The organism is uncultured Candidatus Kuenenia sp. (assembly GCF_900696675.1).
GTDB lineage: Bacteria > Planctomycetota > Brocadiia > Brocadiales > Brocadiaceae > Kuenenia > Kuenenia stuttgartiensis_A.
The window spans coordinates 1-7,954 of sequence record NZ_CAADGZ010000142.1; the positions used below are offsets into that span (position 1 = coordinate 1).

6 protein-coding genes are annotated in these 7,954 nt (G+C 41.1%); 2 read left to right on the plus strand and 4 right to left on the minus strand.

All coding sequences use genetic code 11. The features are described from left to right. Positions 1-331: 331 nt before the first annotated feature. From purQ to QZT26_RS15070, 3 genes are all read right to left on the minus strand, one after another. Positions 332-1,117 (minus strand): phosphoribosylformylglycinamidine synthase I, encoded by a 786-nt coding sequence (gene purQ / locus QZT26_RS15060; RefSeq protein WP_099323991.1) that lies wholly within the window; start codon positions 1,115-1,117, stop codon positions 332-334. A 296-nt stretch (positions 1,118-1,413) separates the two neighbouring features. Then, on the minus strand, positions 1,414-4,281 hold the full coding sequence (gene purL, locus QZT26_RS15065) for a phosphoribosylformylglycinamidine synthase subunit PurL (RefSeq protein ID WP_295103323.1): 2,868 nt from the start codon (positions 4,279-4,281) through the stop codon (positions 1,414-1,416). A 13-nt stretch (positions 4,282-4,294) separates the two neighbouring features. Continuing rightward, the gene (locus tag QZT26_RS15070; protein WP_099323989.1) at positions 4,295-5,164 is read right to left on the minus strand and encodes a prephenate dehydrogenase; all 870 of its coding nucleotides are present in this window, start codon (positions 5,162-5,164) and stop codon (positions 4,295-4,297) included. A 639-nt stretch (positions 5,165-5,803) separates the two neighbouring features. On the opposite strand from QZT26_RS15070, the gene QZT26_RS15075 reads away from it, so the two are divergent. After that, the gene (locus tag QZT26_RS15075; protein WP_099323987.1) at positions 5,804-6,409 is read left to right on the plus strand and encodes a hypothetical protein; all 606 of its coding nucleotides are present in this window, start codon (positions 5,804-5,806) and stop codon (positions 6,407-6,409) included. A gap of 57 nt (positions 6,410-6,466) precedes the next feature. Here QZT26_RS15075 and QZT26_RS15080 read toward each other — a convergent pair whose 3' ends face one another. Continuing rightward, on the minus strand, positions 6,467-6,871 hold the full coding sequence (locus tag QZT26_RS15080; RefSeq protein WP_295103328.1) for a hypothetical protein: 405 nt from the start codon (positions 6,869-6,871) through the stop codon (positions 6,467-6,469). 470 nt (positions 6,872-7,341) lie between these two features. On the opposite strand from QZT26_RS15080, the gene fliE reads away from it, so the two are divergent. Continuing rightward, positions 7,342-7,644, plus strand: coding sequence for a flagellar hook-basal body complex protein FliE (fliE, locus tag QZT26_RS15085; protein ID WP_099323985.1), 303 nt, complete (start codon positions 7,342-7,344; stop codon positions 7,642-7,644). Positions 7,645-7,954: the final 310 nt, after the last annotated feature.

The following is a 7,954-nucleotide window of genomic DNA, read 5'->3' on the forward strand; positions in this document are numbered from 1 at the left end:
CTGCTCAACGGTATGTCCGTCCGCACCGACACTTCTTCCATTGCCGTCAGGGGCAAATATCCGTACTCCTCCTGCATCTCCTGTAATATCGGAATTAAATCGTTTGACGCGGCACGGGAAAGAATGGAATGACATTTGTCTAAATTAAATGATAATGAATTTACTTCATCCGACATAATTACTTCTCCTTGCAATAAAAAATATACTATTCCGGTAATGCTTTCTTACTATTGTTAATGTAGGGGCAAAGCATTTGCTGTATGCTGTATATTGTTATAAATGCTTTCATACCCAAACGAGCAAATGCTTCGCTCTTACTTATTGTAAAAGTTTAAAAAAATTCCTTTATATATTGAACCGCATTTTTAAAAATCAAAAAGCCATCCCCCGAATCTTTCAGTCCCTGACGTGTCCAGCATGGATGTTGTGTTGGGTCAACATTTCTTTCGGGGTGCGGCATCATGCCTAAAATTTGCCCCGTCTGGTCACAAATGCCTGCTATATTCAGAACCGACCCATTGGGGTTCATAGGATAGCCCGCATCTTCCCCATTCTCATCAACATATTGAAAGACTATCTGGCGGTTTTTCACTATTTTATCCAAAACATCTTTGTCCTTTGCGAGGAATTTGCCTTCGCCGTGTGCTACCGGCAAATAAAGAATTGGAGCATGCTCCCGGCGTATAAAATATGATGTGTCAGCACAAATTTTTAAATACACCCAACGATCTTCAAATTTATTGGAATCGTTGTGGGTTAACGTTGCTTCCTGATGAAATCTTTCAAACGAAGGCAGCAAACCCGCTCTCACCAGCACCTGAAAACCATTGCATATGCCCAGAATGAGTTTTTTTGCATCAATAAAATTTTTTATTTCATCTTCCAGATTGTATTTTATCTGGTTTGCCAGAATTTTACCTGCAGCCACATCATCCCCGTAAGTAAACCCTCCAGGTAAAGCTAATAATTGATAGTTCTCCAGTATTTTTTTATTGCTCAGCAGGACGTTAATATGAATTACCTCTGCCTTTGCTCCAGCTTTTTCAAAGGCGTACTTCGTTTCGTTGTCGCAATTTGTTCCGGCAGCCCGAAGGACTAAGATTTTTGGAGTTTTCATGGAAAATACCTTGAATCAATAACAAATGAAGAGGAGTATCAGTAATTTCTTCGCACACTTCCATTCGTCAGTGCGTGCTTTTTGGCAAAATATTTGATGGTGAAATCCGAAACAAATTCTAAATTTTAATTTTCAAATATTCAAGACCCGGTTTTTTTCATTGGATTTTGTATTTTGGAATTTGTTTCGCATTTTTTATCTCGTGCTTGTTTAGTTCTGGCTAAGCCAGCTTAGTGGTGAATGTTTGCTCCAGTCAGACAGGTCAAAAACAGGTTTTTCTTACCCATCCATACGCATTACCATCGAAGCGGAGACTGCCATGCTTCTTTCAAGGCATAAATGTCTTCTTCTATGATAGTGATATTGTTTAAACCGATAATTTTCAGACAGGGTTCCTGTCTTACTTTGCCCAATAAACCGTGGGGTACGTCTTTCATAACTGCCTCAAATTCTATTTTATGTTCCGGCTTAACCTCAACAAGGAATCGCGTGTTGGATTCAGAGAAAAGGATTGTGTCATTTCTTGTTATTTCACTCTCGACAACTGCCTGAGAAAGATCAAGTTCCATCCCATAGCCTCCGGCAAATGCCATCTCTGCCGCTGCAACGGCCAATCCGCCTTCCGAGCAATCATGGCACGACCGCACAATGCCATAGGCTGTTGCTATCGACAGGGTATTCATGGTTTTTTTTCCTGAAAAAGCATTCACCACCGGTACATTTTTCCCTTTATGCCCATGAATATAGTAATAATGCGAACCGCCTAATTCATTACGGGTCACGCCGACGAGATATATTAAATTTCCCGGTTCCTTTGCATTCATGGATACGGCATTCCTTACATCATCCAAAACGGAAATCGCAGATATGAGAAGCGTAGGCGGTATAACAATTGTTTCCGTCTCTGTAATAAATTCATTATTCAAACTATCCTTTCCGGAAATAAACGGCGTCCCGTAAGCCACGGCAATATCGTAACAAGCCTGTGCAGCCATGACAAGGCTTCCAAGGCGGTCGGGTTTATTTGTGTTGCCCCAGCAAAAATTATCCAGCAAGGCAACGCGCTTTAAATTTCCGCCAACGGAGATAATCTGGCGTAATGCCTCGTCAATGGCAGATGCGGCCATATGATAGGGGTCAATATCGCCATAGCGGGGGTTCATGCCATTTGATACAATAATGCCCTTGTTTCGCCACAGTACCGGCTTAATAATACTTGCATCACCCGGCCCGTCATTCTGCACACCCTGAAGCGGTTTCAGAACGCTTCCGCCCTGCACTTCATGGTCATACTGCCGGATTACCCATTCCTTGCTGCAAATATTCCATTCAGAAAGTAGTTTCTTTAAATCAGTTCCATAATTTTCTTTTTCGGGGAGGGATGGTTCTTCAAAACCGGGCACGTTCCAGATTGCCTCCCGTTCTAATCGTGGCAAGCCATTGTGGAGAAAATCCATTTCCAGCTCGCCTACCATTTCCGACTGATAATACAACCGAAGCATTTTGTCGTCGGTGAAGTGCCCAATAACTGTCGCTTCAACATCTTCTGCATTAAATAAGGCAATAACCTCCATTTCCTTTTCTTTTGGAACGGAAAGAACCATGCGCTCCTGCGACTCGGAAATCCATATTTCAGCGTAGGAAAGCCCTTCATATTTCAGCGGAACCTTCTCCAGATAAACACAAGCCCCTGTATACTGTCCCATTTCGCCCACAGCGGAAGATAATCCACCCGCACCGCAATCGGTAATACAGTTGTACAATCCCCTGTCGCGCGCCTGCAACAGCGTATCAAGTGTCATCTTCTCCGTTATTGCATTGCCAATCTGGACAGCGCCGCCTGACATGTGTTCTGACTGCTCATTCAACTCTGCCGAAGAAAACGTTGCGCCATGAATGCCATCACGCCCGGTTCGCCCGCCCACAACAACGATAAGATCATCAGGCCGGGATTCTTTCTGGCACATATTCTTTGGGATAATGCCTGCCGTACCGCAGAAAACAATGGGGTTCCCGATATACCGTTCATCAAAATAAATGGCGCCGTTCACCGTGGGTATCCCCATGCGATTGCCATAGTCTCTTACCCCTGCAACAACACCTTTAAAAACCTTCTTTGGATGCAAAGCGCCTTTAGGAATCTTCTCAGGCGGCGTATCTGGCATCCCAAAGCAAAACACATCGGTATTCAGGATCGGTTTTGCCCCCAGGCCCGTGCCCATAATGTCCCGAATTACCCCGCCAATGCCGGTATTGGCGCCTCCGTACGGTTCTATTGCAGAAGGGTGATTGTGGGTCTCCACCTTAAAGCAGACATTGTATTCCTCGTCAAATTCAATAATACCCGCATTGTCTTTAAACACGGAAACGCACCAAGGGGCATTCAATTCCTCCGTAGCCTTCATCACAGTATTTTTCAGTAAGTTGTCGATTATTTTTCCGTTAAAATTGATACGTCCTTTCATGGTCTTATGCACACAATGTTCAGACCATGTTTGCGCAATGGTTTCTAATTCAATGTCCGTTGGTTCACGCCTCAGAGTGGTATAATGTTGTTGAATTGCACGCATCTCATGGATGTTTAGCGACAATTGGCCTTCTGCGCTTATTTTTTCCAATTGGACGTCTTGTGCATTTATAAGTGATATGGTTTTCTTTTTAAAAGGTGCGCTAAAAACCGTTTGCCGGTATTTGGGTATTTCAGGATAGATAAATACGTCTTCTATATTGGTATTTGCCAAAACCTTTGCTGCAATCACAGGTATCGCCTCTGCAGGTACAGAAGCGTCAATCATATATTTATGGGCGGTTTTAACGCCGTCAACTGAAATATTAATATCCCGAAGCGCTTTTATAACCGATTGTTCAACAGGGTCCATAACGCCGGGTTTACGGCTTACTTCTATAATATGGAAGTGTTCGTGAGGGGTTTGACGAGAAGAATCTGATGTGCATAGGTAATGTTGCGTGACTGAATCTGCCAAAAGCTTTTTGGCAATAGTGTCTAATTCATTCTCAGTCAGTTTTCCGAAAAAGATATAGACCTGCCGGACTCTGACGCTTTTTACTTTCGCTAAACCAAAGGTTTCTATTTCTGATATAACATTTTTCCCAAGCGGGTCTGCATATTCATCCTTTAAAAAAACTTCTATTCTTGAATGCATAAAAACCACCTGCTTATTCTTTAGCGTGCGTCCTGGAATTATTATGGAAAATGCTATCGCGGGATATCTTAGCCTTCTTCAACCGTTTCAGTATCATATCTTTATTTCCGGAAAGCAGGTCATTTTTAAATGCGGTGAGTTCTGCCACAAACCGGTCAATTGACTTTATCATGTTTTCACGGTTTTGGCCAAAAATATCCCTCCATGACTCCGGGTCGCCGGAGGCTACCCTTGTGGTATCCTTTAAGCCGTTTGCACCATAGGCTAAGTCATCTTCCGCTATAGCATTTACAAGACATGATGCGGCAAGGTGAGGGAGATGGCTGACATATGCAAGCAATTCATCATGCCTTTCAGGAGAGATGTTTTCCACCTTTGCTCCCAGAAAACTCCACAAGTGAGAAATAGTTTCCACCGCCTTTTTATTGCTGTTGAATGGAGTTATAAAACATATGCATCCCTCAAAAAGATCCGGGGAAGCATGGTCAATGCCTCTTTTCTCTGAACCGGAAATCGGATGTGCTCCTACAAAAGAAATATCATCTCTCATGTCTTTGGTTATCTGCCTGACGATATAGCTTTTGGTGCTTCCTACGTCTGTCAGGACAGAATTGCTTTTCATAAAGGGGATGACCTGTTTTGCAAACTCAATAATTTTACCCACCGAAGTGGCAAGTATAACAATATCCGCATTTTTGACTGCATTATCGGCGTTTAAATGTCCCACATCTATGGCGCCTATTTTCAGGGCGCTTTCTAAGGAAGAAGCCTGATGTCCGATTCCAATGACGGTCTCTGCCAGATTCCTCTTTCTTAAAGCCAAACCGATAGAGCCGCCAATAAGACCGGGACCGACTATGCAAACATTCCCAAATTGCATCATGATAAAAAATGTGTATTTAATGGTATAAATTGAAGGTAAGATGGAATTCGTTGGAGAAACGCATATTACCGTTAAAACGTTAATTTGTCAATGTTTTAAACTCTGTTAAACCGTAGGTTTTTGGAAAGCAAATATGCTTGTCAAATGCAATGTATACAGTAAAAATGCATGCATAAATACCCACGCTGGCGTAGCTGGAAACAAACAAGCACGAAGTAAAAAATACGAAATTCGAAGTACGAAATCCGAAACAAATTCTAATAACAAAGCATAAAATTCAAAACGACTCCAAAACAGCCCTGTCTGAGTGCAATCGCGCACAGGCAGGCAAAACAATACGAGGCATGAAAAAAGATGTGCTTGTTTGGAATTTCAAATCATTTTGCCATTGGAATTTGTTTCGGATTTCGTACTTCACAATTAAATCATAGTCCTTGACTTGGTTTTGTTTTGTGATTATATATTAAATACATCAAACAGGCATTGGAATAAGAAACGGAATTTCACTGCCCAATATGACGGGTATAATGTTATAGATAGGGATAGCAGACGCTCCATGGATAGAGGTATTGTACATAGCCCATTCATGTATAATGTTATAGATAGGGATAGCAGACTAGCAAGGAATCTTGAAGAAATATGTTAGAGGAAAGCAGAAACATAAAAGAAATATATTTATTGGTAAGTCCATATATGAGTTTTCTCTTATCTTCTTCCGGTAAAATGACATACCATGCCAGACTGTTGAACAGCATAACGACTGTGTCGAAAAACGAAGGAGTATATGGATTTGTTGTCTTAGACGGGCTAGTGTTCTCTTCTATAAAAGAGCAGGAAAGGTCTCTTGTCGAACATGCAAGAAAAATGTTTGGGCAGAATAACTTGAAAATTGTACGGCAGGACGAATTATCGCCAAGGTTTTTTTATGATGAAAGCCTTGCAAAAAGGCTCGTTGAACGTGAGAACGTTACGGTTACCGGACGCGGAACATATATCCTTCGGGGCGTTTTGCAAAGTGTCTCTCATTTCATAAAAGCGTATAACATTCCGCCACAAAATGCATTTGTCAACCTTAGAGAGTCTATAGACGGCGGAAGACCGGAAATTGACGCCAAAATGATATCAGGATTGCCGGAGCTCATACAAATCGAGAAAAAAACACCACAAATTGGTTTAAATGATCTTGTTCGATGGAGAGATAAAAGGATCCATATTCTAAAAAAAATGGGATTCTCATTTGGATAACCGGTTTCAGACACGTAATAAACTATAGCATCACCTGGTAAAAACCCCTTTGCAGCGCTATGTGACATTTTTTCTTGCTTCGGCTACTATCAACTCAAACGACCAGACAAGTGCCCCGTCTATAGAAAAATCTATGGAATAATTGCCAAAATGGTTCAACGGTAATTTATGAATTGGGTGAATAAAGTTCATGAAGCAAAATGAACTCCCGTCTGGAATTGTTACGAAAAACGCATTTTCTAGTGTGGGCAATAGTTTTTTCCCGTCTGCATCAATGAAAGATATTCTGAATGTCTTCTTCCCCGCGTCTCTTTTATCAAACCGCAATTTCAATACAAGGGTGCTGGAATATACAATGGGTACCCTTGTCGTCGTAATCATATCGAAGGCACCGAGGATGTTTAAATTATTTTTAATATCAATATTTGCCGCCTGGCACAGGGTGAACAGTAACACTTTCATATCAATACTATCCTAACCTGGACAAGCCAGAACCGAACATGCACGAAATACGGTAATACAAAAGAGGAACCACAGATTTCACAGATTAAAAAATTATTCACAAGCTTACAATTGACCAATGACGAGTGACGAAAGACGAAAGACGAAAGACGAAAGACTGATGACCAATTACCATAGATTATTTTTGCTCCGGATATCTTACTACAGTATTATCCGGTAAAAAATCTTTTTTTGCCTTTGCGTTTAAATTATGAGTAGGGTGGATTAAGGCGTTGGTTTTTACGCCGAATCCACCAATAATATTTCTAAAAAGACAGGTATGGCATCACCTTAATTGCGGGGTTTTTTGTTGACACCGCCAGCAACGTTGTTAGAATAAATCCCCAATACTTAGTCTATCAGTTTGTTGCGTATTCAAAAAATATATAGACTTGCCTTTAAACTATACAATACAATGTAGAGTTCCTTTTATGGCGATATCACCCCTCGGAAAAGATCAAATAATTCAGAATCATAAGAATGACTTTGATTCTAAGAAACAAACAGATAAAGGGACTTCATTTCAGGATGCATTCGGCAGTTTTTTTAATGAGATTAATGAGTTGCAAACAAAAACCAATGATAGCATAGAGCATTTGTCATCGGGCAAAGTTGAAAATATACATGAGGTTATGGTTGCCATGTCAAAAGCGGAGGTGAGTTTTAAGTATATGATGGAGGCCCGTAATAAGTTAGTAAAAACGTATACAGAAGTAATGAAAGAACAAAAATAGCCGTTTTTCACACTCCAAGGCCACCCGTTCCGCATGTACCATCCCGCAAAAAATCAATTTGCACCTTCTTCATTTAAATAATAATTCTTTTTCCTCCCTCGTTGTAACTATTCAGCGTAATTTATTAAACTACCGGAGATCAGAGCGCAACTCGTTCCCAAACCTTGTACTGAACATAGTGAAGTATCTGTTTGGTAACAAGCCGTGTATCGTTTACGCTGAATAATTACTCCTCGTCAAACATTTGGTAACACTTTGGTTTTTTGAAAAAAGTAGGGGCGAAGCATTTGCCCGTGTTTGGATATGAACG